Source organism: Halomonas sp. H10-9-1 (genome assembly GCF_040147005.1).
GTDB lineage: Bacteria > Pseudomonadota > Gammaproteobacteria > Pseudomonadales > Halomonadaceae > Halomonas.
Genome location: NZ_JAMSHO010000001.1, coordinates 3,496,152 through 3,522,575, shown reverse-complemented (window position 1 = coordinate 3,522,575; position 26,424 = coordinate 3,496,152). Strand labels below are relative to the sequence as shown.

General features: G+C 67.7%; 28 protein-coding genes and 3 tRNA genes. 23 read left to right on the top strand and 8 right to left on the bottom strand.

The features are described from left to right. Positions 1-16: 16 nt before the first annotated feature. From iscR to trmJ, 3 genes are all read right to left on the bottom strand, one after another. Entirely contained in the window at positions 17-490 is a 474-nt protein-coding gene (iscR, locus tag NFH66_RS16390) for a Fe-S cluster assembly transcriptional regulator IscR (protein WP_349611307.1), read from the bottom strand. A 98-nt stretch (positions 491-588) separates the two neighbouring features. Continuing rightward, positions 589-1,416 (bottom strand): serine O-acetyltransferase, encoded by an 828-nt coding sequence (gene cysE / locus NFH66_RS16385; protein ID WP_349611306.1) that lies wholly within the window; start codon positions 1,414-1,416, stop codon positions 589-591. Between the two features lie 119 nt (positions 1,417-1,535). After that, positions 1,536-2,276, bottom strand: a complete 741-nt coding sequence (gene trmJ, locus NFH66_RS16380) for a tRNA (cytosine(32)/uridine(32)-2'-O)-methyltransferase TrmJ (RefSeq protein ID WP_349611305.1) — start codon at positions 2,274-2,276, stop codon at positions 1,536-1,538. 156 nt (positions 2,277-2,432) lie between these two features. Between trmJ and NFH66_RS16375 the strand changes: the two genes are divergently transcribed. After that, positions 2,433-3,227: an inositol monophosphatase family protein gene (locus NFH66_RS16375; protein ID WP_349611304.1), complete on the top strand. Its 795-nt coding sequence runs from the start codon at positions 2,433-2,435 to the stop codon at positions 3,225-3,227. Positions 3,228-3,321: 94 nt separating this feature from the next. On the opposite strand, the gene hisC is transcribed toward NFH66_RS16375, so the two are convergent. Further along, a complete protein-coding gene (hisC, locus tag NFH66_RS16370; protein WP_349611303.1) occupies positions 3,322-4,386 on the bottom strand; it encodes a histidinol-phosphate transaminase in 1,065 nt (354 codons plus the stop codon). 109 nt (positions 4,387-4,495) lie between these two features. Between hisC and NFH66_RS16365 the strand changes: the two genes are divergently transcribed. The 7 genes from NFH66_RS16365 to NFH66_RS16335 all read left to right on the top strand — a co-directional run bounded on the left by NFH66_RS16365 (position 4,496) and on the right by NFH66_RS16335 (position 10,866). Continuing rightward, a complete protein-coding gene (locus NFH66_RS16365) occupies positions 4,496-5,395 on the top strand; it encodes an AEC family transporter (protein ID WP_349611302.1) in 900 nt (299 codons plus the stop codon). A 97-nt stretch (positions 5,396-5,492) separates the two neighbouring features. Then, complete coding sequence (locus NFH66_RS16360; RefSeq protein ID WP_349611301.1) at positions 5,493-5,942, top strand: copper resistance protein NlpE N-terminal domain-containing protein; 450 nt, start codon at positions 5,493-5,495, stop codon at positions 5,940-5,942. A gap of 126 nt (positions 5,943-6,068) precedes the next feature. Beyond that, complete coding sequence (radA, locus tag NFH66_RS16355) at positions 6,069-7,454, top strand: DNA repair protein RadA (RefSeq protein ID WP_349611299.1); 1,386 nt, start codon at positions 6,069-6,071, stop codon at positions 7,452-7,454. Positions 7,455-7,594: 140 nt separating this feature from the next. Beyond that, the gene (selD, locus tag NFH66_RS16350) at positions 7,595-8,632 is read left to right on the top strand and encodes a selenide, water dikinase SelD (protein ID WP_349611298.1); all 1,038 of its coding nucleotides are present in this window, start codon (positions 7,595-7,597) and stop codon (positions 8,630-8,632) included. Next, positions 8,629-9,747, top strand: a complete 1,119-nt coding sequence (gene mnmH, locus NFH66_RS16345; RefSeq protein ID WP_349611296.1) for a tRNA 2-selenouridine(34) synthase MnmH — start codon at positions 8,629-8,631, stop codon at positions 9,745-9,747. The genes selD and mnmH overlap by 4 nt, the downstream gene beginning before the upstream one ends. Positions 9,748-9,819: 72 nt before the next feature. Beyond that, positions 9,820-10,113, top strand: coding sequence for an MGMT family protein (locus NFH66_RS16340; protein ID WP_349611295.1), 294 nt, complete (start codon positions 9,820-9,822; stop codon positions 10,111-10,113). A gap of 156 nt (positions 10,114-10,269) precedes the next feature. Continuing rightward, a complete protein-coding gene (locus NFH66_RS16335; RefSeq protein ID WP_349611294.1) occupies positions 10,270-10,866 on the top strand; it encodes a YjaG family protein in 597 nt (198 codons plus the stop codon). Positions 10,867-10,926: 60 nt separating this feature from the next. Here the strand turns inward: NFH66_RS16335 and hisF are convergent, their stop codons facing one another. The 4 genes from hisF to hisB all read right to left on the bottom strand — a co-directional run bounded on the left by hisF (position 10,927) and on the right by hisB (position 13,823). Then, positions 10,927-11,700: an imidazole glycerol phosphate synthase subunit HisF gene (gene hisF, locus NFH66_RS16330; RefSeq protein ID WP_349611292.1), complete on the bottom strand. Its 774-nt coding sequence runs from the start codon at positions 11,698-11,700 to the stop codon at positions 10,927-10,929. Positions 11,701-11,702: 2 nt separating this feature from the next. After that, positions 11,703-12,461 (bottom strand): 1-(5-phosphoribosyl)-5-[(5-phosphoribosylamino)methylideneamino]imidazole-4-carboxamide isomerase, encoded by a 759-nt coding sequence (gene hisA, locus NFH66_RS16325; RefSeq protein ID WP_349611291.1) that lies wholly within the window; start codon positions 12,459-12,461, stop codon positions 11,703-11,705. A 95-nt stretch (positions 12,462-12,556) separates the two neighbouring features. Next, complete coding sequence (gene hisH / locus NFH66_RS16320; RefSeq protein ID WP_349611290.1) at positions 12,557-13,198, bottom strand: imidazole glycerol phosphate synthase subunit HisH; 642 nt, start codon at positions 13,196-13,198, stop codon at positions 12,557-12,559. Between the two features lie 31 nt (positions 13,199-13,229). Then, positions 13,230-13,823, bottom strand: a complete 594-nt coding sequence (hisB, locus tag NFH66_RS16315) for an imidazoleglycerol-phosphate dehydratase HisB (protein WP_349611289.1) — start codon at positions 13,821-13,823, stop codon at positions 13,230-13,232. Positions 13,824-14,013: 190 nt separating this feature from the next. On the opposite strand from hisB, the gene NFH66_RS16310 reads away from it, so the two are divergent. The 15 genes from NFH66_RS16310 to NFH66_RS16240 all read left to right on the top strand — a co-directional run bounded on the left by NFH66_RS16310 (position 14,014) and on the right by NFH66_RS16240 (position 26,417). Then, positions 14,014-14,475 (top strand): acetyl-CoA sensor PanZ family protein, encoded by a 462-nt coding sequence (locus NFH66_RS16310; RefSeq protein ID WP_349611287.1) that lies wholly within the window; start codon positions 14,014-14,016, stop codon positions 14,473-14,475. Continuing rightward, positions 14,472-16,823, top strand: coding sequence for an AsmA family protein (locus NFH66_RS16305; protein WP_349611286.1), 2,352 nt, complete (start codon positions 14,472-14,474; stop codon positions 16,821-16,823). The genes NFH66_RS16310 and NFH66_RS16305 overlap by 4 nt, the downstream gene beginning before the upstream one ends. Positions 16,824-16,875: 52 nt before the next feature. After that, positions 16,876-17,967, top strand: coding sequence for an A/G-specific adenine glycosylase (gene mutY / locus NFH66_RS16300; RefSeq protein WP_349611285.1), 1,092 nt, complete (start codon positions 16,876-16,878; stop codon positions 17,965-17,967). Positions 17,968-17,993: 26 nt separating this feature from the next. Next, positions 17,994-18,266, top strand: a complete 273-nt coding sequence (locus tag NFH66_RS16295; protein ID WP_349611284.1) for an oxidative damage protection protein — start codon at positions 17,994-17,996, stop codon at positions 18,264-18,266. Positions 18,267-18,325: 59 nt separating this feature from the next. Beyond that, positions 18,326-18,401, top strand: a tRNA-Phe gene (locus tag NFH66_RS16290). Between the two features lie 6 nt (positions 18,402-18,407). Continuing rightward, a tRNA-Gln gene (locus NFH66_RS16285) sits at positions 18,408-18,482 on the top strand. A gap of 95 nt (positions 18,483-18,577) precedes the next feature. Continuing rightward, positions 18,578-18,653, top strand: a tRNA-Thr gene (locus NFH66_RS16280). 138 nt (positions 18,654-18,791) lie between these two features. Beyond that, positions 18,792-19,658, top strand: a complete 867-nt coding sequence (locus NFH66_RS16275; protein ID WP_089689060.1) for a ParA family protein — start codon at positions 18,792-18,794, stop codon at positions 19,656-19,658. After that, a complete protein-coding gene (gene dnaB, locus NFH66_RS16270; RefSeq protein ID WP_349611281.1) occupies positions 19,645-21,048 on the top strand; it encodes a replicative DNA helicase in 1,404 nt (467 codons plus the stop codon). Before NFH66_RS16275 ends, dnaB begins: the two co-directional genes overlap by 14 nt. After that, positions 21,045-21,425 carry a DUF7673 family protein gene (locus NFH66_RS16265; RefSeq protein ID WP_318725935.1) on the top strand — a complete coding sequence of 127 codons (381 nt, stop codon included), beginning with the start codon at positions 21,045-21,047 and terminating at the stop codon, positions 21,423-21,425. The genes dnaB and NFH66_RS16265 overlap by 4 nt, the downstream gene beginning before the upstream one ends. Beyond that, entirely contained in the window at positions 21,418-21,654 is a 237-nt protein-coding gene (locus tag NFH66_RS16260) for a type II toxin-antitoxin system HicA family toxin (protein WP_349611279.1), read from the top strand. Before NFH66_RS16265 ends, NFH66_RS16260 begins: the two co-directional genes overlap by 8 nt. A gap of 75 nt (positions 21,655-21,729) precedes the next feature. Then, a complete protein-coding gene (locus tag NFH66_RS16255) occupies positions 21,730-23,634 on the top strand; it encodes a ParB family protein (protein ID WP_349611278.1) in 1,905 nt (634 codons plus the stop codon). Beyond that, positions 23,631-24,233: a DUF2857 domain-containing protein gene (locus NFH66_RS16250; protein ID WP_349611276.1), complete on the top strand. Its 603-nt coding sequence runs from the start codon at positions 23,631-23,633 to the stop codon at positions 24,231-24,233. Before NFH66_RS16255 ends, NFH66_RS16250 begins: the two co-directional genes overlap by 4 nt. Next, positions 24,233-25,585 (top strand): STY4528 family pathogenicity island replication protein, encoded by a 1,353-nt coding sequence (locus tag NFH66_RS16245; protein ID WP_349611274.1) that lies wholly within the window; start codon positions 24,233-24,235, stop codon positions 25,583-25,585. Before NFH66_RS16250 ends, NFH66_RS16245 begins: the two co-directional genes overlap by 1 nt. Before the next feature lie 82 nt (positions 25,586-25,667). Next, a complete protein-coding gene (locus NFH66_RS16240) occupies positions 25,668-26,417 on the top strand; it encodes a PFL_4669 family integrating conjugative element protein (RefSeq protein WP_349611273.1) in 750 nt (249 codons plus the stop codon). Positions 26,418-26,424: the final 7 nt, after the last annotated feature.

Here is a 26,424-nt window from a genome sequence, read left to right as displayed (position 1 = left end):
GGGTTCGGCCTGGCGGTCAGGGCGCCGAGGCGAGGATGCCGCCGTCGCCAGCGAGGCGACGACGCTGACGGCCGGCGATCTGCTGGATCTCCTGGCGCTCGGCGAGCTGGCCCAGGGTGACGCCTTCGAGGAAGCCCTGGATATGTTCCGACAGCTCGCACCACAGGTAGTGGGTGAGGCAGGTGTCGCCCTGCTGGCAGTCGGAGAGGCCACCGCAGCGCGTGGCATCCACGGATTCATCCACGGCGTCGATCACCCGGGCCACGGAGATGGCCTCGGGCGCCTGGGCCAGCAGGTAGCCCCCGCCCGGGCCGCGCACGCTCTCCACCAGGCCGGCACGGCGCAGGCGGGCGAACAGCTGCTCGAGGTAGGAGAGCGAGATTTCCTGACGTCGCGAGATGTCGGCCAGGCAGATCGGCCCGCTGCGGGCGTTCATCGCCAGGTCGAGCATGGCGGTGACGGCGTAGCGACCCTTGGTGGTCAGGCGCATGGCGTCCTCGGCGCCGCCGGGGCGGCGTTCGGTAATCGTTGGCTCCGCTGGGAGCGCACGGATCGAGGAGGCATTATGGGAAAGACCGAGTGCCGCGGTCAACCTTTTGGGTCGTCCGGTGCCGGTGCCTTCTCCGGCATCTTGCAGGCGTCATCGAGTACTTCGGCGAAGTCCTCGTCACGCAGCTCGGGCATCTCCCCGGCGCGGTAGCTGGCGTCGACCTTGCGCAGGGTCTGGCACATGCGCTCGAGGCGCTCATCCACGGCGTGCATATGATCGAGCATCGCCTGGATGGAGCGCGCCACCGGGTCGGGCATGTCCTCGCTGACCCCGTAGGCGTCGAAGCCGAACTTGCGGCGAATCGCCTCGCGGCGACCCGGGTCGACGTCCAGGGTGTCGGCGGCATCCGGCTCCTCGCGCTTGACGATCTTGCCGGGGATGCCCACCACGGTGGCGCCGGCGGGCACCTCCTTGGTCACCACGGCGTTGGAGCCGATCTTGGCGCCGACGCCCACGCTGAAGGGGCCGAGGATCTTGGCGCCGGCACCGACGATCACGCCGTTCTCCAGGGTGGGGTGACGCTTGCCCTTGTTCCAGCTGGTACCGCCCAGGGTCACGCCCTGGTAGAGGGTGACGTCGTCACCCACCTCGGCGGTCTCGCCGATCACCACGCCCATGCCGTGGTCGATGAAGAAACGCCGGCCGATGGTGGCCCCGGGATGGATCTCGATGCCGGTCAGCCAACGCGAGAAGGTGGAGAGGCTGCGCGCCAGCCAGCGCAGGTTGGCGCGCCACAGGCGATGGCTCAGGCGGTGGAGCAGCAGGGCGTGCAGGCCCGGGTAGTTGGTCAGCACTTCAAGAAAGTTGCGTGCCGCCGGGTCGCGGTCGAAAACGCTGTTGATGTCCTCACGCAGGCGTTGAAACATGCAGCGGTCCTTGGGCTTGGATGGGCAGGGCGGCAACCGCCGCGGATGATCATCTCAGTGTGGGGGCGGCGGTGGGGAGCTTCAAGGCGAGCCTGCCCCTTTCCGCCGGGCGTTGGCCATCACTCATCCCGCGGCGGGGCGAGCTTCTCGGTCTCCGTGAGGATGCCGCGCAGGATATTGAGTTCCATGCGCTCGGGGCGGGCGCGCAGGGTGAAGCGGCGCAGCCGGGCCATCAGCTGGCGAGGGGTGGCCGGGTCATGGAAACCGATGGCGACGAGAGTGCGCTCCAGGTGGGCGAAGTAGTGTTCCAGCTCGGCATGGGTGGCCAGGGCCTGGTCGGCCTCCACGGGGTCGGCCGGCTCGCCCGCCAGCCAGGCCTGGCGGCACTCGTAGGCCAGCACCTGCACCGCCGCGGCGAGGTTCAGCGAGCTGAAGTCCGGGTTGGTGGGAATGTGCACGTGGGCATGGCAGCGTTGCAGCTCGGCATTGGTCAGGCCGCTGTCCTCGCGGCCGAACACCAGCGCCACCCGGGCGTCCGGGGCGGCCAGCTCCTGGGGGAGGCGCTCGCCCAGCTCGCGCGGTGAGAGCATCGGCCAGGGCAGGGTGCGTGAGCGGGCGCTGGCGCCCACCACCAGGGTGCAGTCGGCCACGGCCGCCTCCAGGGTGTCGACGACTCGGGCGCCGTGCACCAGATGGTCGGCGCCGGAGGCCCGCGACACGCTGTCGGCGTTGATCGGCTCGCAGCGCGGCGCCACCAGGGTCAGGTCGCTCAGGGCCATGTTGTGCATGGCGCGGGCGGTGGCGCCGATATTGCCGGGGTGGCTGGTGCCGATCAGGACGATTCGGATGCGCTCGAGCATGGGTCAGGGTCCGGTGCTGCGGGAAGTTGAGGGGCGCAGTCTAGCATGCGAGCGTCGCTGTGGATGGCGCGCGCCGAGCGCTTCTGTTAGGATTCGCGCCAGCGTTTCGAGAGAACGCCCCGTTCTTTAACACCACCGACTCCCCAAGGCCCGATCATGCATCCGATGGTCCAATACGCGCTGCGCGCCGCGCGCAGCGCCGGCGAGCAGTTCCTGCGCATTCGCGAGCGCATCGAGAACTCCCGCCAAGAGCACAACCTCGACCGCCTGCTGGAAGACGCCGCGCGCAACGCCGAGACACTCATCGTGCGTCAGCTCTCCCGCGGTTACCCCCAGCACGGCGTCGTCGGCCGTTTCACTCCCCACCGCGAGGGTGAAGGCGAGGGGCGCGATGTGCTGTGGCGCATTGAGCCCTTCCACGGCTATTCGAACCTCGAAGTCGCCGCCCCTGGCTTCGCGCTGTCACTGGTATGCCTGGTCAAGGGCCGTGCGGAGCATGCGGTGGTGATCTGTCCCTTCAGTGACGACGAGTACCTGGCCAGCCGTGGCCGTGGTGCCCAGCACAACGGCAAGCGCATCCGTGTCCCCGGCCATCATGCCGTGGCCGGTACGCGCATCGCCATGGGGCTGCCCGACAGCTCGCTGCGCAATCGCTACCTGCCCACCTACCTGACCCTGATTCAGCAGCTCGGCCCGCTTATCGGGGGGCAGCGGGCCAGCGGTAGCGGCTTGCTCGATCTCGCCGAGCTGGCCTCGGGGCGTGCCGATGCCGCCTTCGTGCTGGGCCTGGAGGAGCAGGACCTCCACGTCGGCGGCCTGCTGCTCAAGGAGTCCGGCGCGCTGATGGGGACCCCGGACGGCCAGCCCAGGGTGGATGCGGATGGCCTGCTGATGGCCGCCGGCCCGCGCCTCTACAAGGCGCTGGTACAGCAGCTCAAGCCGCACTTCTGAGTCCGCGGCGAGCCTGGCCCGAGCCCAAGAGAAAGCCCCGCGGCGCGCAAGTGCCGCGGGGCTTTCGTGTGTTTGGAGGGAGGGAGGCTGGGGCTCAGGCCGGCGCCTGGCAGAGCAGCGTCAGCGTCTCGATGAGGTTCTCCATCTCGTCATCGGTGCCGATGCTGATGCGCAGGTGGTCGCGCAGCGCCTCGGTGTTGAAGTGGCGCACCAGCACCCCCCGCTCGCGCAGTCCCACGAAGAGCTGTGCGGCGTCCTGCCCGGGGTGGCGTACCAGCAGGAAGTTGGTCTGGGAGGGCAGCACGTCGAAGCCCAGTCTCTCCAGGGCGCTGCGGGTTTGCTCGCGAGTAGTGATCACCCGTTCGCGGCACGCCGCGAAGTGCTCCTGGTCGGCCAGGGAGGCGATGGCCACGGCACTGGCCAGGCTGTCCACCGGGTAGGAGTTGAAGGAGTCCTTGACCCGTTCCAGTCCCTCGATCAGCTCCCTGGAGCCCACCGCATAGCCCAGCCGCAGGCCGGCCAGGCTGCGCGACTTGGAGAAGGTGCCGGTGATCAGCAGGTTGGGGAAGCGCTCCACCAGCGGCACCGCGCTCTCGCCGCCGAAGTCCACGTAGGCTTCGTCGATCAGCACCACCGACTCGGTGACCCTCTCGAGCAGGGCGGTGATCGCCGCGCGCGTGTGGCCGTGGCCGGTGGGAGCGTTGGGGTTGGCGAGCACCACCCCGCCCGCCGAGGCGTCGAAGGCCGCCAGGTCCACCGACCAGTCGGCGGCCAGCGGCAGGGCCTGGCGCTCGATGTCGTAGAGCCGGCAGTAGACGGGGTAGAAACTGTAGGTGATCGCCGGCATCTGCAGCGCCGCTGCCTGGCGGAAGAAGGCCTGGAAGGCCAGTGCCAGTACCTCGTCGGAGCCATTGCCCACGAACACCTGCCCGACCTCGACGCCGAACTCCGCGGCCAGCGCCTCGCGCAGCGCCCGGGACTCGGGGTCCGGATAGCGGCGCAGGTGGTCGCTGGGGAATTCGCGCAGCACGGCGCCGACTCCCGGGGCCGGGGGGTAGGGGTTCTCGTTGGTGTTCAGCTTGATCAGGCGCTCGCGGGGCTGCTCGCCGGGAACATAGGGCGTCAGCTCGCGGACCTCGGGGCTCCAGAACTTGCTCATGGCTCTCGCTCGGGACAGTGAGGGATAGCAGGCATGGTGACCCGCGCGGCCGAGCCGCGCAAGCCGTGCTAGGCTGGTGCCCCCTGACCCCGATCACAATGACTTCGCGATGACCGCCCAGATCCTTGCCACCCTGCTGCCGGTATTCCTGATCGCCGGATGCGGCACCCTTTACGGCCGCCTGCGCAACCCCGATATCGCCACCCTCAACACGCTCAACATGGAGCTCTTCGTGCCCATGCTGGTGTTTGCCGTGCTGGCCGACGGCCAGGCCCCGCTGGAGGAGTATGCGGGGCTGGCGCTGGGTGGCACGGTGGTGGTGCTGGGCTCGGGGCTGGTGCTGTGGCCATTGGTGAAGTGGTTGGGGCTGGAGGTGAAGACCTTCCTGCCGCCGATGATGTTCAACAATTCCGGTAACATGGGCATCCCGCTGCTGCTGCTGGCCTTCGGCGAGGCGGCGCTGCCCGCCGCGGTGGTGCTGTTCATCGTCGAGATGCTGCTGCACTTCACGGTGGGGCTGTGGATGCTGAGCCCCGGCTCCTCGTTGCTGCGGATCCTGCGCTTGCCCATCGTGCTGGCCACCTTCGCCGGCCTGGCGGTCAACCTGCTGGGGGTGGCGCTGCCTGGCTGGCTGCTGGAGGCGTTGCATATGCTGGGCGGGGTGTGCATTCCGCTGCTGCTCTTCGCCCTGGGTGTGCGCATGCTCGACATCGACTTCTCGGACTGGAAGACCGGTCTGCTGGGCGCCGTGCTCTGCCCGCTCTCCGGCCTGGTGCTGGCCGCGCCGCTGGTCTGGCTGCTGGGGCTCTCCGGCCTGCAGGCCGCGGCGCTGTGGGTGTTCGCCGCGCTGCCGCCGGCGGTACTCAACTATCTGGTGGCCGAGCAGTATCGCCAGGAGCCACACAAGGTCGCCTCGCTGGTGCTGATCGGCAACCTCGGTTCACTGGTGGTGATGCCGGTGGTGCTGGCGCTGGTTTTTGCCCACGTGCATGCCGGTATCGGTGGATGAGGGGCCACGAAACTGTGCGTCGGCCTTATCAGCGGTTATGCTGTGACTCAGGCCGCCGTAGATAACGGTGCAACGCCCACTGCCCAGGAGGACACATATGCAAATCAGGACCTTGCTTGCCGGATCGGCGATGCTTGCGCTGCTGGCCGGCTGTGCCGCCGGCCCCACCGATGGCCCAGCGGGTGCCGCTGTGGAGCCCGACGAGGAGCGTTACCAGGGCACCTTGCCGTGCCGTAACTGCGATGGTATCGACCTCGATGTGCTGATGCGTGGCGATGAGCAGGCCGCTGCCGCAGAGCGCACCTTCGAGCTCAGTGCCGCTTATCGCGGCCATCCGCAGAGCCCCCCGGACGAGACCTACGCCGGTAACTGGGAAGTGCTGGAGGGTACCGCCAACGAGCCCGACGCCACCGTCTACGAGCTCACGCCGGACGGCGAGGGACAGATCTATTACTTCCTGCGCCTCGACCCCCAGACCCTGGAACTGATCGATCCCGAGCGTCGTCGCTTCCAGAACGGCGAGATGCTGCAGCTCAAGCGCCAGTGATCGCTCGCGGATAACCCCGGGTGATCCGGTGGGGGCGGCCTTCGGGCCGCCCCTTGCCGTTGTGGCTGGCCGCATGGCGCCACCCAACTCGCGACCCTTCACGATCCATCCACCACGAGATACGCCATGGCCAAGGCAAAGAGCGCCTTCGTCTGCACCGAATGTGGTGCCGAATACCGCAAGTGGCAGGGGCAGTGCACAAGCTGCCGAGAATGGAACACCTTGAGCGAGGTGCGCCTCGCCCCGGCGCGACCGGGCGCCGGGGGCGCGGCGCCGGCCTCGGGTGCGGCACGCGGCGGCTACGCCGGTGCCCTGAGCCGCGAGGTGGTCGACCTGGCCAACGTCGACCTCAGCGAGGTGCCCAGGCTCTCCTCCACCTTCGCCGAGTTCGACCGGGTGCTGGGCGGTGGCCTGGTGCCGGGCTCGGCGGTGCTGCTGGGTGGCCATCCTGGTGCCGGCAAGTCGACCCTGCTGCTGCAGACTGCCTGCAAGCTGGCCCAGGGCCGGGGCGTGCTCTACGTCACCGGCGAGGAGTCGCTCTCCCAGGTGGCGATGCGTGCCCATCGCCTGCAGCTGCCCACCCAGGGGCTGAAGATGCTGGCCGAGACCAGCGTGGAGACGATCCTCGCCGTGGCCGAGCGTGAGCGCCCGGAGATCCTGGTCATCGACTCCATCCAGACCATGCACCTGGAGGATATCGCCTCGGCCCCCGGGGGCGTGGCCCAGGTGCGAGAATCGGCCGCGGCGCTGACCCGTTTCGCCAAGCAGAGCAACACCGTGCTGCTGCTGGTGGGGCACGTGACCAAGGATGGCAGCCTCGCCGGACCCAAGGTGCTGGAGCACATGATCGACGCCTCGCTGCTGCTGGAAGGCGGCGCCGATTCGCGCTTCCGCACCCTGCGCGGCCAGAAGAACCGCTTCGGCGCGGTCAACGAGCTGGGGGTCTTCGCCATGCTCGAGCACGGCCTCAAGGAGGTGAAGAACCCCAGCGCCATCTTCCTGTCACGCACCGAGGAGCAGTCGCCGGGCAGCCTGGTGATGGTGGTGTGGGAGGGCACCCGGCCGATCCTGGTGGAGGTGCAGGCGCTGCTCGACGATTCGCCTCTGGGCAACCCGCGGCGGGTGGCGGTGGGCCTGGACGCCAACCGCCTGGCCATGCTGCTGGCCGTGCTGCACCGCCACGGTGGGCTCTTCACCGGCGACCAGGACGTCTTCCTCAACGTGGTGGGCGGCGTCAAGGTGCTGGAGACCAGCGCCGACCTGGCGGTGCTGCTGGCGGTGGTCTCCAGCCTGCAGAGCCGTCCGCTGCCCCGCGAGCTGGTGGTGTTCGGCGAGGTGGGCCTCTCCGGCGAGATCCGCCCGGTGCCGAGTGGCCAGGAGCGCATCGTCGAGGCGGCCAAGCACGGCTTCACCCGCGCCATCGTGCCGCGGGGCAACGCCCCCAAGCGCAGCCCCGAGGGCATGGAGGTGGTCGCCGTGGACAAGCTCGCCGACGCCCTGGAGGCGCTGTAGCGATGTGTGTGGCTATCGCGTTGATCATGTTGTGATAGCGAAGGCCTGTCACCGGGGAAGCCTTGAGCGGTGTTTCCACCTGAGACGTTCGGCGATGCCCCTGGTGTAGAATGACCGGTAACGAACCTGAGGAGACTTCGATGAGCGCCATCCGCCTGACCCAGTACAGCCACGGTGCCGGTTGTGGCTGCAAGATCGCCCCCGACGTGCTCGACGGCATCCTGGCCAAGGCCGGCCCCGGGGCGAGCCATTCGCGGTTGATCGTCGGCAATCAGGGCCGCGAGGACGCCGCCGTCTACGACCTGGGTGACGGCCGCGGGATGATCGCCACCACTGATTTCTTCATGCCCATCGTCGACGACCCCTTCGACTTTGGACGCATCGCCGCCACCAACGCCATCAGCGATATCTACGCCATGGGCGGTACCCCGGTCCTAGCCCTGGGCATCCTCGGCTGGCCGCTGGACAAGCTGCCCGCCGAGGTGGCCGGCGACGTGATGGCCGGCGCCCAGGCAGTGTGTTGCGAGTTGGGCCTGGCACTGGCCGGTGGCCACTCCATCGACGCTCCGGAGCCGATCTTCGGCCTGGCGGTCAACGGCCTTGTCGAGCTCGAGCACCTCAAGCTCAACAAGGGCGCCAGGCCCGGCGACCTGCTGTTCCTGACCAAGCCGCTGGGGGTGGGCATGCTGACCACCGCCGAGAAGAAGGGGCTGCTGGAGCCCGGCCACCAGGGTCTGGCGCGGGAGACCATGTTGCGCTCCAACCGCATCGGCGTGGAGCTGGCAAGGGTCGCGGGCGTGCATGCCATGACCGATGTCACCGGCTTCGGGCTCGGTGGCCACCTGGCCGAGGTGTGTGCGGCCAGCGAGGTCGCCGCGCGTATCGACTTCCGTCGCCTGCCGCGGCTGGCCGAGGCGGAGGCCTATCGCCGCCAGGGCGCGGTGCCCGGGGGTACCCTGCGCAATCGCCAGGCCCTGGGGGAGAGCCTGCCTGACATGGATGAGGCCCACTGGCAGTGGCTATGCGATCCCCAGACCTCCGGCGGCCTGTTGCTGGCCGTCGATCCGGCCTGGGAGGATGACGTCGAGCGCATCGGCCGCCAGCATGGCCTGACCCTGGAACCCTTCGGCGAGGTCGTTGAGGCCAGTGGCCCGGTGCGTATCGAGGTGCATGGATGAGTGAGCTGCCGCTGGTCGACCCCGACCCGGCGCTGTTGCGCGAGGGGCGGCGCCTCATCGACGTGCGTGCCCCGGTGGAGTTTGCCCAGGGGGCGCTGCCCGGTGCGGTGAACCTGCCGTTGATGGATAACGAGGAGCGCCGCCGGGTCGGCATCGAGTACAAGCAGCGCGGCCAGGCCGCGGCGATCGCCCTGGGCGAGCGGCTGGTCAGCGGTGAGGTCAAGGCGGCGCGGGTGGCGGCCTGGCAGGCGGAGCTCGAGCGTTATCCGGACGCCATCGTCTACTGCTTCCGCGGCGGGCTGCGCTCGCAGATCGCCCAGCGCTGGATCCGCGAGGCGGGCATCAGCCGGCCGCGCATCCGCGGCGGCTGGAAGGCGATGCGCCAGGCGCTCTGCGCGCGCATCGATGCCGCCGCCGAGCAGCCGTTGCTGGTGGTGGGCGGACTCACCGGCTGCGCCAAGACCGACCTGGTGCTGGCCCTGGACACCGGCCTGGACCTGGAGGGGTGTGCCCGCCACAAGGGCTCCGCCTTCGGCCGCCATCCGCTGCAGGCGCCTGGCCAGATCGACTTCGAGCATGCCATGGGCCTGCGCCTGCTGGGGTTGCCAGGCCCGGTGGTGGTGGAGGATGAGTCGCGCCACATCGGTGGCGCCAACCTGCCCCAGACCTTCTGGGAGGCGATGCAGCACGCCCCGCGATTACGCGTGGAGATGCCCCTGGACTGGCGCCTGGCACAGATCCACCGGGACTATATCGAGGCGCTGTGGGCGGTCTATCGCCAGCAGTTCGGCGAGTGGCTGGGCTGGGCCCTGATGCGCAAGCAGCTGGAGGAGTCCCTGGCCAAGCTGCGCAAGCGCCTGGGCAGCGCACGCCTGGCCCGGCTACAGCGGCTCCAGGCGCTGGCCTTCCGCGAGCATGAGCGCGGCAACCCCCAGGCCCACGAGGCGTGGCTGGCGCCGCTGTTGACCGAGTACTACGACCCCATGTATCGCTATCAGCTGGAGAAGCGCCCCTCGGGCCACTTTCTCCACGTGGGTGATTGGGAGAGCTGCCTGGCGGTGGCCCGGCAGTGGTCGGAGGAGCAGGCATCGACCAGGCGTACCGGCCCCCGGTGAGGAGGGGCTGGAGCAGATAACCTGCATGGGGAAACCTCTCCAGAGAATGCAGCGGACAGGGGGCAAGGGGACATGAAGGCCGGCTGGAGGGTGCAGGTCCTGACCGTGATCGCCGAGATCCCGCCCGGGCGGGTGACCACCTACGGCCGCATCGCTGCCATGGCCGAGGGCGCCACGCCACGGCTGGTGGCCCGCGCCCTGCGCGAGCTGCCCGAAGGCCACGGCCTGCCGTGGTTTCGCATCATTACCGCCTCGCGCCGCCTGGCGGACCACCCCGGCGCCGCGGAACAGCGCCAGCGCCTGGCCGCCGAGGGGGTGCTGCTGGATGCCCGCGGCCGGGCGCCGGCGGAGCGGATGTGGCCGTGAACCATAACGCCTAACCGGGGCTTTCTCGGGGACAGGCCTGCGGGAAGGCGCTGTGAACCCCTCCTTGGGCGCTACCGTAGGACCTCCCCTACGACCTGTCCCCGACGCCCCTCGCGCTTCAGCGAGATTTTGACAATGTGAGCCCAAGGAGAGTCCATGAGCGGTTTCTTTCAGCGTCTACAGGGCCTCGAGCCGCGCCGCCAGCAGGCCTTCATGGCGGCGCTGTGCGAGCGCCTGCTGCCCAACTATCTCTTTTACTATCAGGCGCTCTATGCCCAGACGGCCGGCCAGGGTAACCCGGCGGGGCTGCGCGCCATCCTCGACCTGGTGTGGGAGCGGCTGGTGATTGCGGGGGCGCGCATCGACTTCGAGCGCCAGGCCGAGAAGCTGGCCGAACTGGCGCCGCCGGAGGGTGACGACAGCTTTGGTGCGCGACGCGCCACCGAGGCGGTGGCGGCGCTCTCGGCACTGCTCGATACCCTGCAGGGCGAGGCGCCGGAGGCGGTGCTGGAGGTCAGTCGCGCGTCGCGAGGGGGGGTACGCGCCTTCATCGAGCTGACCGAGGGGGAGGAGGACGCCGAGCGTCTCGCCGTGCTGGTGCGCGAGCATCCGCTGATGGCGGACGAGAACGACTTCCAGGACGCGGTGCTCGAGGCCGTGGAGGGCGAGCTCGATCGCGAGGCGCTCAAGGCGCTGCGCCGCCTGGGTCGCAACGACGGCGTCAGCAACCTGGGCCTCTCCGTCGAGGAGTAGCCGCGCCCGCAAATCGACCGGAACGCAAAGGGCTCACCTAGTGGTGAGCCCTTCGTTTTTCTAGAGCCGCATCTCGATTCCCCGCTCGGCCATGTAGCGCTTGGCCTCGGGGATGGTGTACTCGCCGAAGTGGAAGATGCTGGCGGCGAGTACCGCATCGGCGCCGCCCTCGATCACGCCCTCCACCAGGTGGTCGAGGTTGCCGACCCCGCCGGAGGCGATCACCGGTACGGGCACGGCGTCGGCGATGGCGCGGGTCACGCCGAGGTCGAAGCCGGCCTTGGTGCCGTCGCGGTCCATGCTGGTGAGCAGCAGCTCGCCGGCACCATACTCCACCATCTTCCTGGCCCACTCTACGGCATCCAGGCCGGTGGCGCGGCGCCCGCCGTGGGTGAAGATCTCCCAGCGCGGGGCCTCTCCCTCGGCGGAGACCCGCTTGGCATCGATGGCCACCACGATGCACTGGCTGCCGAAGCGTTCGCTGGCCTCGCGCACGAATTCGGGATTGGTCACCGCGGCGGTGTTGATGGAGACCTTGTCGGCACCGGCGTTGAGCATGGTGCGGATATCGTCGCAGGTGCGGATGCCGCCGCCCACGGTCAGCGGGATGAACACCTCGCCGGCGATGCGCTCGACCATCTCCACGGTAGTGTCACGGTCCTCGTGGCTGGCCGTGATGTCGAGGAAGGTGATCTCGTCGGCGCCCTGCTGGTTGTAGCGCTGGGCGATCTCCACCGGGTCGCCGGCGTCACGGATGCCGATGAAGTTGACGCCCTTGACCACGCGGCCGGCGTCGACGTCGAGGCAGGGGATGATGCGTTTGGCGAGTCCCATGGTCAGCTCCCGGCTCGGTCGAGCCCTGCAGTCAGTTCATCGCACAGCCGCTGGCCCTCGGCCAGATCCAGGCTGTCCTCGTAGATGGCGCGGCCGGTGATGGCGCCCAGGATGCCCGGCTCCTCGGCGGCTACCAGGGCACGCAGGTCGTCGAGGTTGGTCACCCCGCCGGAGGCGATCACCGGCAGGCCGCCGTCGCGGGCCAGTGCCGCGGTGGCCTCGACGTTGACGCCGTTCAGCATGCCGTCCCGGGCGATGTCGGTGTAGACGATGCTCGAGACGCCGTCGTCGGCGAAGCGCTTCGCCAGGTCCACCGCCTTGACCTCGGAGACCTCGGCCCAGCCGTCGGTGGCCACGAAGCCGTCGCGGGCGTCGAGGCCGACGATCACGTGCCCCGGGAAGGCGCGACACATCTCGCCCACGAAATCGGGCTCCTTGACCGCCTTGGTGCCGATGATCACGTAGCTGACCCCGGCCGTGAGGTAGTGCTCGATGGTCTCGGCGGAGCGGATGCCGCCGCCGATCTGGATCGGCAGGTCGGGGTAGCGGCGGGCGATGGCGGTGACCGCCTCGCCATTGACCGGCTTGCCCTCGAAGGCGCCGTTGAGGTCTACCAGGTGCAGGCGGCGAGCGCCGGCGGCGACCCAGCGCTCGGCCATGGCCACCGGATCGTCACCGTAGGTGGTGGCATCGTCCATGCGACCCTGCTTGAGGCGCACGCACTGGCCATCCTTGAGGTCGATAGCGGGAATTACCAGCATGTCAGTATCCTGTTGATCCGTGGTTGGGCGGCGCGAGATGGGACGCCCAGTTGCCCCGGGGGTGGCCTAGGGCGCCCAGTTGACCCGGGCGCGGCTTAGGGCGCCCAGTTGACAAAGTTCTCGAGCAGCTTGAGGCCGGCCCGCGAGCTCTTCTCGGGGTGGAACTGCACGGCAAAGGTGGCGTCGCGGCCGATCGCCACGTGGGCCTGGACGCGCCCGTAGTCGGTGGTGCCGAATACCGTGGCATCATCGCTGGCTGCCACGTAGTAGCTGTGCACGAAGTAGAAGTGCTCGTCCTGGTCGATGCTTTCCCACAGCGGGTGCTCGCGCTGCTGGTGCACCAGGTTCCAGCCCATGTGCGGGACCTTCAGGCGCTGGTTCAGGTCGTCGCGCATGTCGGCGGGGAAACGCTTCACTTCGCCGCCGAGGAAGCCCAGGCAGTCGATCCCGCCGTTCTCCTCGCTGTGGTCGAGCAGCATCTGTTGGCCCACGCAGATGCCCAGCAGGGGCTTCTCCTGGCTGGCCAGCAGCTCCTCCACCAGGCCGCGCAGCTCGGTCTTCTCCAGCTCGCCGAGGCAGTCGCGAATGGCGCCCTGGCCAGGCAGCACCAGGCGGGTGGCGCCGAGGATGCGGCGCGGATCGCGGGTGACCACCACGTTCTCGTGGGTGACGTGCTCCAGTGCCTTGGCGACGGAATGCAGGTTGCCCATCCCGTAATCGATGACGGCAATGGTCATGGAACGCTCCTCGTGGGGGGGTGCGTGGGCCTCACAGGCTACCCTTGGTGGAAGGCATCTGGCCGGCCATGCGCGGATCGGGCTCCATGGCCATGCGCAGGGCACGACCGAAGGCCTTGAAGATGGTCTCCGCCTGATGGTGGGCGTTGAAGCCCTTCAGGTTGTCGATATGCAGGGTGACCATGGCGTGGTTGACGAAGCCCTGGAAGAACTCCCAGAACAGCTGGGTGTCCAGGCGGCCCACGGTGGCGCGGGTGAACTCCACGTCCATGAACAGGCCAGCGCGGCCGGAGAAGTCGATCACCACACGGGAGAGGGCCTCGTCGAGGGGCACATAGGCGTGGCCATAGCGACGGATGCCGCGCTTGTCGCCGATGGCCCTGGCGAAGGCCTGGCCGAGGGTGATGCCGAGGTCCTCGACGGTGTGGTGATCGTCGATATGCAGGTCGCCCTCGGCCTTGATGTCGAGGTCGATCAGGCCGTGGCGGGCCACCTGGTCGAGCATGTGGTCGAGGAAGGGCACGCCGGTCTCGCAGTTAAGCCTGCCGCTGCCATCGAGGTTGACGGTGACGCTGATCCGGGTCTCCTGGGTGTCGCGGCTGACCGTGGCAATACGCTCGGACATTGAGGCTTCTCCAGCGCCTGGGCGCATATCGAGGCGGACCGCTGGAGCAGCGATCCGCAGTAACGAGGGTGACAGCGGGGCTCGCCCACGGTCGGAAAACTGCCATTATAGTGAATCGCCGACCCCATCCGCTACAATGCCCCCATCGCGCGGTGGCGACACACGCTGCCCCGGCCCAGGAGACCCATCTATGCCGGTGACTCTGCACCCCGTCGATCGGGGCGCCTGGGAAGTGGACGCCCAGGCACAAATCGACCTTGCCCGAATCTATGCCGACGCTCCCGCCGAGCGCCTGCCCGCCCCCGCGGATGCCTTTGTCGAGGACCACCTGGCGGCGGGAGGGGCCTTCCTGTGTGCACGCTTCAATGATCGCCTGATCGGCGCCATGGCGCTGCGCGATGATGGTCAGGCGTGGTGGCTGTCGCATTTCTGCGTGCGCAAGCCGACTCGGCGCCGAGGCGTCGGCTCACGCCTGCTGACGCTGGTCGGCGAGGCCGCCAGTGCCGCGGGCAAGCCGCTGCGCGTGGAGGTGGTCCAGCTGCAGATGGCCGACCAGCTGATGCTCTCGCGGCTCGGCTATCGGCTCGACCGTAGCACCGATCACTATGAGCTCATCCTGCCCGGTTGCCACGTCAAGGAGTTGCCGCGATGAAGCGTTTGCTGAGCACCTTGCTGGCCGCCATCGGCATCCTCGCCGTGCTGGCGGTGGCGGCGGTGATATATGTCACCACCTTCCTCGACCCCGAAGACCTCAAGCCGCGGCTGGAGGAGGTGGTGCAGGAGAAGGTCGGCCTGACTCTTGCCCTCGAAGGCCCCATCACCTGGTCGTTCTACCCGCGGCTGGGGGTCAGCGTGGAGCAGGCCGAGGCCTGGCTGCCCGAGCAGTCGGCCGGCGAGGATCCCGCCTTCATGGCCTTTCGCCGCGCCGAGGTCAGCCTGGCCTTCGCTTCGCTGCTGCGCGGCGAGGTGGCCATCGACGGCATGGCCCTGGATGGCCTGCGCCTCAACCTGGCCCGCGACGAGGATGGTCGCGGCAACTGGGAGGTGCTGATGGAGCACTTCGCTGCCGGAGGCGCCCCGTTGTCGCCGGCCAGCGCCTCCGCGGCGCCGGTTCCCGGCGCTGGCAATGGGCCCTCCGTGGCCTTCAATATCGCACGCGTGGAGGTCAATGACGGCGAAGTGAGCTATGCCGACCGGGCCGTCGGGCACTCGCTGCGCCTCAAGGGGCTCTCCGTTACCGGACGCAACGTCAACCCACGCCGCCCCTTCCCCTTCACGGCAGACTTCCAACTGCTTGGCCATGATACTCCGGCGGGCGTGGATGACACCGTGCCGCGGCTGGCCAGCGAGGTCACCATGAAGGGGCGTCTTGCCCTGGCTCCCGACCAGCGCCGCTATACCCTCGAGGACCTGTCCCTCGCCACCCGCAACCAGCTGGCCGGCACCGGGAATCCGCAGCTGCTGGAGCTGAGTGGCCAACGGCTGGTGGTCGACATGGCCGAGCGCCAGCTGCTCCTGGAGCCGGGCACGCTGAAGGCCACCCTGGCACACCCCTCGCTGGGTGGCGCGCCTCTCACCCTGTCCATGGATTTCGCCCTGGAGTCCGACCTGGCCACCGGCAGCGCCCGGCTGCGGGACCTGACGCTGAGCGGTGACGATGGCCTGCGCCTCAGCGGCAACCTCAACCTCGCCGGCCTCTACGAGACACCCCGTTACGATGGCCAACTGCGCCTGGCGCCGCTCTCGCTACGGCCCTGGCTCGAGCGCTTCGACAGCCTGCCGGCCACGGCCGACCCCGAGGCGCTCAGCGACGTGGCATTGACCACCCCCCTGGTGGGTGACCTCGAGCAGGTGGACCTTACCGGCATGACCCTGGTGCTCGACGGCAGCACTTTCACCGGGCGCCTGGTGGCGGGCCTCGACGGCCATCGCCTGGACGCCGAGCTGCAGGGGGACAGCCTGGACCTGGACGCCTATCTGCCGGCATCCCCGGCACAGGTGCCGGACGCCGCCGGCCTGGGGCTGCCCGGTGTCGGCCGTGCCCATGCCCAGGCCCAGGCGGAGGAGGCACTGCTGCCTGTCGAGTGGCTCCGCGAGCTGGCGCTGGATGCGAGCCTGAACCTGAGCAGCCTGCGACTTGCCGGCCTGGACTTCCGCGACGTGGCGTTGCGACTCGAGGGAAGTGACGGCCAGCAGCGGCTGGTGTCGCTGGAGTCGGCCTTCTACGAGGGTAGCCTGGCCGCTGATGGTGAGCTGGACCTCACCCGCGAGCCCATCGCCTGGCGGCTGGCGCCGCGCCTGGAGCGGGTGCGCGTCGATGCCCTGCTGGAGGCGCTGGACGAGGGCGAGGGGTCGGCTCCCCTGCGTGGCCGTGCCTTCGTCGAGGGCGAGCTGACCAGCCGGGGCAATGCCTGGCCGGCGATGAAGCGCGGCCTCGACGGGCGCCTCGCGATGCGCCTGGACGACGGTGCCATCCTCGATGTCAACGTTTCCCGGGAGTTGTGCAGCGCGGTGGCGAGCCTGCAGGGGGAGCAGACCCAGCGCGAGTGGGAGGCAGATACCCGCTTCGAGCGTGCCGAGGCCACCCTGACGGTGCGTGACGGTGTGGCGGAGAGCGATGACATCATCATCACCTTGCCGGGCATCGAGGTGAGCGGCGAGGGCAGCCTCGATCTAACCAGCGAGCGTTTCGACCTACGCGCCGCGGCGCGGATGGTGGATACCGCCGACCTGGCCTGCGAGGTCAACCGCCATCTCGAGCGCCTGCCCCTGCCGGTCCGCTGCGAAGGCAGCCTCGGCGGCGACAGCGCCGAATGGTGCCGCTTTGACCGCGAAGGCTTCCGGGATGCCATCGGTGAGGCGCTGAGTGAAGAGCTGGGCAGCCGTGCCGGTGACAAGGTGGAGCAGCGCCTGGAAGGCGCCCTGGAAAAACTCGAGGAGCGCGTCGGCGAGGATGCCGGCCGGGAACTTCGCGACGCCCTGAAGGGTCTCTTCGAATGAGCAAAGTCAGTCCCTGCGTCGGCCCCGTGCCGGCGCCTTTTTTTGAGCCGCAATGACCGATACGCCGACTCCCGTACTCGCCCCCGCGACCTTCCAGCGGCGCCTGCTCGACTGGTTCGATGAGCACGGCCGCCACGACCTGCCTTGGCAGCGCGGGCGCACGCCCTACCGGGTGTGGGTCTCTGAGATCATGCTGCAGCAGACCCAGGTGGCTACCGTCATCCCCTACTTCGAACGCTTCATGGTGCGCTTCCCCGACGTGCGGAGCCTGGCGGCGGCAGACCAGGACGAGGTGCTGCACCTGTGGACCGGGCTGGGCTACTACGCTCGTGGGCGCAACCTCCACAAGGCCGCCCGGGTGGTGGTCGACGAGCATGGCGGGGAGTTTCCGCTCCATAGCCTGGAAGAGATGGCGGCCCTGCCCGGCATCGGGCGCTCCACCGCCGGGGCCATCGTCGCCCAGAGCCAGGGCCGCCGCGCGGTGATTCTCGATGGCAACGTCAAGCGCAGCCTCAGTCGTCTGCACGCCGTGCCAGGCTGGCCGGGGCGACCGGCGGTGGAGCGTCGGCTATGGCAGCTGGCGGAGCACTACACCCCCCACGAACGCCTGGCCGACTATACCCAGGCGATGATGGACCTGGGCGCGACCCTCTGCCGGCGCGGCACTCCAGAGTGTGGTCGTTGCCCCTTCAACGATGTCTGCCTGGCCCATGCGCATGGCGAGGAGCGCCGTTTCCCGGAGCCGAAACCCAGGAAGGCGCTGCCCACCCGCACCACCCGCATGCTGCTGCTGCGTGATGCCAGTGGTCGAGTGCTGCTGGAGCAGCGTCCGCCCAGCGGCCTGTGGGGCGGGCTCTGGAGCCTACCTCAGTTCGATGACGCCTCGGGCCTCGAGGCCTGGCTGGATGTCCATGCGCCGGGCAGCGAGCTCGCGCCCACTTGGCCCCCCTTCACCCATGTCTTCAGCCACTTCCGGCTGGAGATCACCCTCCAGCCGGCGCGGGTCAAGCGCCTCGATTCGATAGGCGAGACGCGCCGCTGGTACGATCCCGATAACCCCGATGCCGTGGGCCTGGCGGCCCCGGTGAAGGCGCTGCTGGCGAGCCTGGCACCCTTCACCCTGGACACGCCGCCGGGACCCTGAGTCCGCCCTTGCCAAGGAGTCGCCCCATGAGCCAGACCGTGTTCTGTCGCAAGTACCAGCAGGAGCTCGAGGCCCTGCCGTTCCCCCCGCTGCCCGGCAAGAAGGGGCAGGAGATCCAGGCCAGCGTGTCGCGAAAGGCCTGGGAGGAGTGGCAGGCGCTGCAGACCCGGCTGATCAACGAGAAGCACCTCAACATGCTCGACCCGGCTTCCCGGGAGTATCTGATGGAGCAGATGGAGCGCTTCCTGGACAACCGCGAGACCGACCGTGCCGAGGGCTATGTGCCACCCTCATCTTGATGAAAAGAAAGGGGTTGACGAGAAAGGGCGGTTAAGGTTTAATACGCACCGTTGGCAAGGGCCAGATAGCTCAGTTGGTAGAGCAGGGGATTGAAAATCCCCGTGTCGGCGGTTCGATTCCGTCTCTGGCCACCACGCTGCTGGGGTATCGCCAAGTGGTAAGGCACCGGTTTTTGGTATCGGCATTCCCAGGTTCGAATCCTGGTACCCCAGCCATCGCCAACCTCGTTTTCGAAAGACCGTGGACTCGAGTTCACGGTCTTTCTCGCTGAGAGGACCGCGTCCTCCATGCCGTAGCAAGTGCGGCCGTTGCCGGCATAGCTCAGTTGGTAGAGCAACTGACTTGTAATCAGTAGGTCCCGGGTTCGACTCCTGGTGCCGGCACCATCTCAAGCAGTGCAAAATCAGCTACTTACGAGCAAGAGTGGAATCCCCACCTGGCGTGTCAGTAGACCTGACAGCTTCGTGAAATAGAGACAGATCATCAGCCTCACACTTGTTTCCATCTGGAACCGAGGTGAGGTTATGCGCGTTGTATCTGTTATTTCGACCAAGGGCGGGGTCGGCAAGACCACCGTCACTGCCAATCTGGGCGGCCTCCTGGCCGATGCGGGCCTCAGGGTCCTGTTCATTGATCTGGACAGCCAGCCGACCCTCTCCAGCTACTACCCCCTTCGCACCGAAGCCCCTGGCGGCACCTATGAGCTGATCGCGCTCAGCGACACGGCGCCCGATCGCGTCATATCGCAGACGGCCCATCCCAATCTGGATGTGGTGATCTCCAACGATCACGCCGGCCAGCTCCCTCAGTTGCTGCTCAATGCCCCGGACGGCCGCTTCCGGCTTGCCCAGCTGCTCTCCAACCTGTCGGACTATGACCTAATCCTGATCGACACCCAGGGGGCGCGCTCCATCACCCTGGAGATGGCGGTCCTCGCCTCCGATTACGCTCTCTCTCCCATCACCCCCGAGCTGCTCTCAGCCCGTGAGTTCGTGCGCGGCACCGTTGGCCTGCTGCGCGACCTTGAGGCGCTTAGCCAGTTCACGCACCTCTCTGTTCCCCCCGTTTCCGTACTCGTGAACCGCCTGGATGAAACCGCCGATGCGCGGGGCATCCACCAGACCCTGGCAGAGATGTTCGCTGCCGGCGAGCAGGGCGTCACCGTCATGCAGAGCACCATCCGCGCCGGTGTCGCCTTCCGACAGGCGGCCAGCGCCGGACTGCCGGCTCACCAGTTCGAGCCGCGCAAGCCTGCCGGCCGCAAGTCTCCTTCTGCTGCCGACCAGGTCAAGGCGATGGCCCGTGAGCTCAACCCCGAGTGGCAGCCGCTGATCGACGCCATGGTCAGTACCACCGCCATGCAGGGAGGCTGCCACGATGAGTGTCATTGAGAACCTGGTCGAGCTCCGGGTGGCCGAGGAGCGCCCGGAAGCCGGCTATCTGCCGCCGCACAGCCTGGAGGCGGAGCAGTCGGTGCTGGGCGGTCTCTTGCTGGATAACGCCATGTGGGACGAGGTCGCCGACCGCCTGGCGCCGGCGATGTTCTACCAGCAGGGCCATCGCCTGGTGTTTCAGGCGATCAAGGCGCTGGCCGAGCGCGACCAGCCGATGGATGTGGTGACCGTCTCCGAAGCACTGGAGGAAGCCCACCAGCTGGAGCAGGCGGGAGGGCTCGCTTTCCTGGCCGAGCTGGCTCGCAATACGCCCAGCGCGGCCAATGTGGCGGCCTATGCCGAGATCGTGAAGGACCGCCATGCACTGCGGCAGCTGATCCACACCTGCTTCACGCTGAACCAGCAGGCCCTGAACGCCCAGGGCCGCACGGCCGCCGAGCTGATCGAGGAGGCCGAGCAGAAGCTCTTCGCCCTGACGGAGGAACGCCACGACCGGCTGAGCTCTATGAAGGAGATGCTGGGGGAGGCCATCAACGTCATCGATCAGGCCTTCAATGCACAGGGTGGGGTGACAGGGGTCCCGAGTGGCCTGAGCGAGCTGGACGCCATGACCGCGGGCTGGCAGCCCGGAGACCTCATCATCCTGGCCGGCCGCCCCTCCATGGGCAAGACCGCCATGGGGCTCGGCTTCGCGGAGCATGCCCTGATGGCAGAGGAGGCTACCGATCCGGTCTTTATCTTCTCCCTGGAGATGCCCGAGTCGCAGCTGATGCTGCGGCTGATCGCCAGCCTGGGCAATGTCTCCCTGCAGAAGCTGCGCACCGGAAAGATGGAAGACGAGGATTGGCCCAAGGTAACCGCCGCGGTCAGTCGACTCACCCAGCTGGACGGGAAGCTCTTGATCGATGATGCCTCGGGCATCACCGCTTCCAGCCTGAAGGCCCGCGCTCGCCGCATGACCCGCCGCTTCGGCCGCCCCTCAATGATCCTGGTGGACTACCTGCAGCTGCTGCAGGAGCCGGGCAGCGAGAACCGCACCCTCGAGGTGGGCAAGGTCAGCCGCATCCTCAAGGAGACCGCCAAGGAGTTGCGCACCCCAGTGATTGCGCTGTCGCAGCTCAACCGCTCCCTGGAGACCCGCCCCAACAAGCGTCCCTGCATGGCTGATCTGCGCGACAGCGGCGCGCTGGAACAGGATGCCGACCTCATCGCCTTCATCTACCGCGACGAGGTGTATCACCCCGATAACGAAGATAGCCACGGCCTGGCCGAGCTGATTCTGGGCAAGCAGCGCAATGGGCCCACTGGCACCGTGCACCTGGCGTTCCAGGGAGCGTCGGCGCGCTTCAAGCCGTTGGCCTGGCAGCATCAGGAGGTGACCCCATGAGCCAGTATCGCGTGCGCACACCCGAGCCCCGCTCCCGACTTTCAAAGGCGCTGGCTCAGGTCATGAACGAGACTCGCCAGCGTCAGCTTGAGGCTGAGCAGCAGGGGCTCTCATCCCTCGAGCATCTGATCCGTGTGGCACAGGGCCACAGCGGCCAGTCCCACCACCTGCGCCGCCTCCTCCTCGCGCTCTACAACGGCTACCGCTGGCCCTTCGAGATGCAGCGGCTGCGAGGGCTCGACGCGTCGCTACAAGCGGATGCTCTCGCGGTGATCCAGATGGCCACCTATAGCGGCCACGAGATCCACACCTTCATCGAGGGTGGTGATGCCTTGCTGACACGCTTCTGGGAGATCGAGGAGGCCAACGATGAGTAAGTCGCTGTCGGCAGCACGAGGGTGCAAGGGGATGCAGCGCCTGGTGCGCTATGCCGCCACCCGGGGGTGGGAGGTGCAGCGAACCAGCGGCGGGCACCTGAGGTTCAGTAAGCCCGGCTGTGCGCCGGTCTTCACCTCATTCACCACCAAGGACCGCCGCGCCGAGCTCAATGCACGCGCCCAGCTGCGCCGCGCGGAGTGGCAGCAGAGGTTCCGCAATGACGAGTGATGCCACTGTCATCAGCACCCAGGCGCCGCTAGCCGGCGCTCTCTCTGCCCGCTTCGTCACCGAGGAATACCGCCGATGAAACGCCCGACCGACCAGCAGCTTCGCGAGCGCCTGATGCAGCCCGGCCCCAAGCGTCAGGGGCGGCCCGTAGATGCTGTGACCCCGCCCGACCAGGAGATGGCCGTCTGGGTCACCCTGGACATGCTCAAGCCCTACGAGCACAACCCCCGGCAGGTCCAGAACCCCAAATACGAGGAGATCAAGGCGTCGATCCGTGCCGCGGGCCTCAAGCACAAGCCCCCGGTCACCCAACGGCCGGGCGAGAAGCACTACACCATCTGCGACGGTGGCAATACCCGCCTGCAGATCCTGCGCGAGCTCTATGAAGAGACCGGTGAGTCGCGCTTCCATGCCTTCTATGCCCTGTACCGACCCTGGCAGTCGGAAGTGAAGATGCTGACGGGACACCTCAGCGAGAACGACAACCGCGGCCAGCTGCTCTGGATCGAGCGCGCCAAGGGTGTGGTGGACGCCAGGGCAATGTATGAAGAGGAGAGCGGCAACACGCTCTCGCAGCGCGAGCTGGTCAAGCGCCTGGCCGAGGATGGCTACCAGGTCGCCCAGAGCCATATCAGCAGGATGCTCTATACCGTCGAGCACCTGCTGCCCACCCTGCCCAACAGCCTCTACAGCGGACTGGGCCGCTCTCAGGTCGAGAAGCTGATCAGCTACCGAGAAGCCTGCCGGCTGCTCTGGGAACGCTGCACCGAGGAGGTCACTCCCGAGGGCTTTGGCGAGGCCTGGCACCAGACCATGGCCTGGTTCGATGATGAGGGGCAGACCGAGATGAACTGGAGCATGGTGGTGGATCGGCTGTGCGGCATGCTGGCGGACCACACCGGCGTGCACTTCAACGTCTGCGAGCTGACCCTCGATAACATCGTCACCTACCGCAAGCGACGCTGGGACCTGGAAGAGCACCAGGCCTTCGAGGCCCTGGACGTGGAGCTGCAGCAGATGCGCGACCCTGACGCCCAGCCGCCCTCGCTTTATCCGCCGTTGCCCGAGCCCGCTACGGGCGGCGCGCCGGTGGCGAAGGTGCCCGCTACAGATCCTGGCCGTGAACCTCAATCTCAGCCTCAATCCGCCCCCCAGGCCGAGCAGCTGCCATCGCCTCGGACCCTCAGCAGAGACGCGCCTACCGACGATGAGAGAGCAGAGAGCGCCGAGCTGCTTCGGCTACGTGAGCAGGTTGCCGCGCTGGAGCGCGAAAAGCAGCAGCTGAGCGAGTCACCGTCTCCCTCGGTGCCGGTATTCAGCGAGTCGGCATCTGAGGCGGGTCCAGAGCCCATGGTTGCACCCGCAGAAGAGGAGGGTGACTGGCCAGAGGGCGCAGCGCGGACGGAGGCCGAGCGTGCTGCCCGCCTTGAAGGGCTGACCCAGTCCCGCTGGGAAGAGACTCCAGGGAAGCGCGGCTACCGTCACCATCTGGCCAGCGAGCTCGGCGTGCCCAGCTTCGACTTCGAGCAGCTGGCCCCCCTGGCAGCACCGGTGCTCTCCGGTGAGACCACCCCGCCCATTGCCGACGTCTGGTTTATCGAAGGCGTCGAGGATGAGCCTCGCTCACTGCGTATTCGTATCCGGGAACTGGTGCAGGTCATCGCCCGCTGGGGCGGCTTCGGCGGCAGCGACGTGGTGATCGCCGATGACAACGGCATCGGTTTCGACCTCAACCCGCTGCCCGAGGCGTCCGACCGCCGTGCCCGCTTCGCCTGGCAGGCGCTGGCCAGCCTGCGCGGCGAGCTCAATCCCGAGTACCCCGCCGATGCCACCCTGTGGGGAGCGCTGCTGGGCACCCATCGGGAAGAGGGCACTGAGAGTGCCTGGGACGATGCGGTACTGCTTCGTTTTTTCCGTCTGGTGCGGCTGATTCGCCGCCTTCGTGAACACCTGCAGGGACAACAGGAGGCCCAGTCATGAGCTCTTCTTCCGCCAACCTGAATCAGGCGCTGCTCAGCCAGGTCATGGGGTTTCTTCGTGAGGGCAACATGCGCCGTGCGCTGGCTCTCGGCTTCAGTGAGGATGAGCTGCGTACCCTGCGGCGGCTGAGAGCGAGCGATATCGACTCGCTGGCCTGTGCAGGGCCAGTGGTAGCGCGTTTCTCGGTGGATCACGCCGCACTACGCGGCGTTCTGGCGCGCATCGATCGTGACCAGGATCGCGAGACCCTGATCGATCGCTGCCTGAGGTTGGGGGCCAGCGTCAGCATGATGGGAGCGTTCTTCGGCCTGACCGGCAACGACTGCTCGACGCGCCGTCAGCTGCTGGGCATTGCACCGCGCCAGGGGCGGCTGGCGATGCCGTCGGAGCAGGCAGAGCATGATGCCTGGGAGCGCTGGCAGCATATCGCCCTGGACCCCAAGGCAACCGACGACCTGCAGGGCATGGTTACCCTCGCCGAGGAAACCGACATTCCGTTGGCGGTGGTGTGGCACCTGGTCAAGCAGTGGGTCGACCCCGGCCAGCCGCGCACGGCGCCACCGGTCGAAGAGTGGGCGTCACCTGAAGGAGAGCGGTGATGGTGCAGCTGCGCGATGCCACGCGGCAGGGGCTGGATCGCTTGATTGGCCAGGCGGCTTCCGAGATGACCCAGCGCCGGGGTGACCCCCCGGCGCCTGCCGTTGAGAACGGCGAGGCCGCACATTCGGACCTTGATGGATTGCTGTTTTTCGGGAACCCCCATGAGACCGTGCCGCGGTCTCTGCTGCTGGATCCGCGCCTCGGGCACGTCGACAAGCTTGGCTGGCAGATGATGCGCATGCTGGTCAATCCGGACCGAACCACCGCGGTGCCGACCTACGACGAACTGCAGCCCTTGCTGCGGGGGGCGCCGGGCCAGAAGGCGTCGAGGGCCACGGTCGCCCGCGTTATCGCTGTGCTTCGTCTGACCCGCTGGGTCAGTCTCGGTCACCGGGCGCGCAACGCGCAGAACGGCCGCATTATCGGCAACGTCTATATCTTGCACGACGAGCCGCTCTCGCCCGCAGAAGCTTCGGTGCTGGATGCAGACTACGTGGAGTACGTGTGTCGTTGCCTGGATCATCAGAACAAGGTGGTTAAGGCCGTCGCTACCATGGTGCTCGAGGAGCTCCAGGAAGCCGGGGCCCTGCATGAGCTGCCGACGCGTCTCGATACCATGGCCTCTCGGTCCAGGCAGGCCCAGCGCCGGTCGCCTGCCAGGCATGATTCTGCCCAGTTCTCCGCCGCGATTGAGCAGAAGAACCAGGGCAAAAACCAGGGCAGGCAGCCGAGTTCTCAGCGAGAACCCGGCCGAGTGAGCCGAGAGAACTGCCCTGGTTTCCAGAGAGAACTAAGTATGGAATCAAAGGCTTACCGGGCTGTCGAGGCGGTTCTCGATGAAAACTCGGGCAGTTCTTCCCGTACAGTACGTACTTCACACTGTGTAAAACCTACAGGTAACCCAGCCGTGAACCTGCACTGGCCGGCATGTCTCGCGATGGATGAGAGCGAGCGTCAGGCCACTCAGCTCCTCATGGCGGACCTGGCCGGCGACACCCAGCAGGCGATTCTCGACGAGGCGGCAGGGCGCGTGAGCGGTGGCTCGGTGCGAAACCCCAAGGGCTTCCTGCGAGGGCTGATCAAGCGAGCCATCGGCGGCGAGTTCGTGGCGACCGGCTATGCCCAGGCTCAGGCGAAGCGCCGGGTGGGGAGGGCGCCACAGGGGGCTTCCGCCGCCGCCGAGCGGCCGGCAGCTCGAAGCGTACCGCCGTCCTCCCCCCGGACAGCGGAGCCGTCGATTGCCGAGCCGAGCACCACCTCGCCCGAGGAAGCCCAAGCCGCCCGAGAGCAGTGTCTGCGCTCGCTGGGGTTGTGGCCATCGGCCGGGAAAAACCCACTCAGCGGCCATTAACGATTCCCCTGTCTTCCCCGCATCAACTGATTGACAGTGCCTGCCGTACCGCGGACACACATCAGCATGAGGGCAACGCGACATGGCCGTTGATCGCTTGGGAGCACTGCGCAGCAAGATCGAGCTGACGCTTCATACCCACCACGCCGCACGGATCTGGAAGGGACGAGGCGTCGAGACAGGACGTCCGCAGATAATCGGTATGCGGCAGTTCCTGCTGATCTGCGGCGCGATCAAGCAGAACGCCGCCAAGGATGACCCATACGCGGATCACTGGCTGCTGCAGCTGGATGCCAAGCTTGCCGAGACGCGAACTCAGCTGGACCAGCGCCTCCAGGAGTTGGATAGCCTGCTGGCTCAGCTGCCGCCAGAGCTGGACGTGGAAGAGAACCTCAACCAGCAGCCCCTCAAGATTCCCGTCTATACCGGCGGCCAGCACGGCTGGCTCGCCCTGCGCCTGCTGATCGACTTCGACCGGTTCGTCAGGCGCGTCATGCTCGCCCACCATATTGCCCTGATTGGCCGTCGACAGATGGAGGAGTACGTCCGGGTGGGTGGTCACCTCCTGCGCAGCCTTTGCGCGAGCACCCAGAAGTACCCCGGCGTCAGCGGCGCCACCAGGGACGACTTTGCCGCCAACAATGCCAAGGCCCGAAATGCCATCGAGAAGTTCGGTGCACTGCCTGACGATGTGCTCTCCGGCAAACGGCGCAGCGAGTTTGCACCGCCGATTGCCAAGCCGGCGGATTCCCGGGTGGCCAGTGGCGAAGGCGAGTCGAAAGGAGACTCACCGCCTTCCGCTGGGGAGCCAGGAGACGCTCCCTCGACGTGATTCCACT